We start from the raw sequence: 525 nt of genomic DNA on the forward strand, positions 1-525 counted from the left end.
CGGGAGCGGAGCAGGGCGAGGGTGGGAAGGCCCTGGTCCGCGCCGCCGGCCAGCAGGTCGGGGAGCTGGGGGAGCGGGGCGACCGCCGCCACGTCGTCGAGGACGAGGGTGAGTGGTGGGTCGAGCCGACCAGGGGATGACCGTTCGGCCATGCGCCGGCCGTGCTCGACCACGCTGGAGGCGAGGGCCGTCAGGAAGGGCATCGCACCCGGGTCGGTCCTGGGGTCCTCGATGGACTCACCCACCACGTAGAGCGTTCCCCCTTCGGCGATGAAGGAATCCAAGGTGAGCGCATCTGTTCGGTTGGGAGTGCAAGCCTCGCGCACGTGGACCGTGGACAGCGCGGACAGGGCGCGGCCGATCAGCTCCTGGGCCATGTCCCGGCGCTCGGGGTGCGCGGTCAGCGCGGACTCCAGCTCGCCGGCGGAGCCGGGCGCGGCCTTGGGATGGGTGCGCAGGGTGCGGACGGCGTCCTGGATCTGGCTGCCCTGCAGCCACCGGTGGACATGGCGGATCGTACGGCCG

At 72.8% G+C, this 525-nt stretch carries 1 protein-coding gene; it reads right to left on the bottom strand.

The annotated features are described in order from the left end of the window. Positions 1–525: type IV secretory system conjugative DNA transfer family protein (locus CCN42_RS39180; RefSeq protein WP_245877676.1), on the bottom strand; the 525-nt coding region annotated here is incomplete at both ends.

Origin of the sequence: Streptomyces glaucescens, from assembly GCF_002154375.1 — a bacterium.
Classification (GTDB): domain Bacteria; phylum Actinomycetota; class Actinomycetes; order Streptomycetales; family Streptomycetaceae; genus Streptomyces; species Streptomyces glaucescens.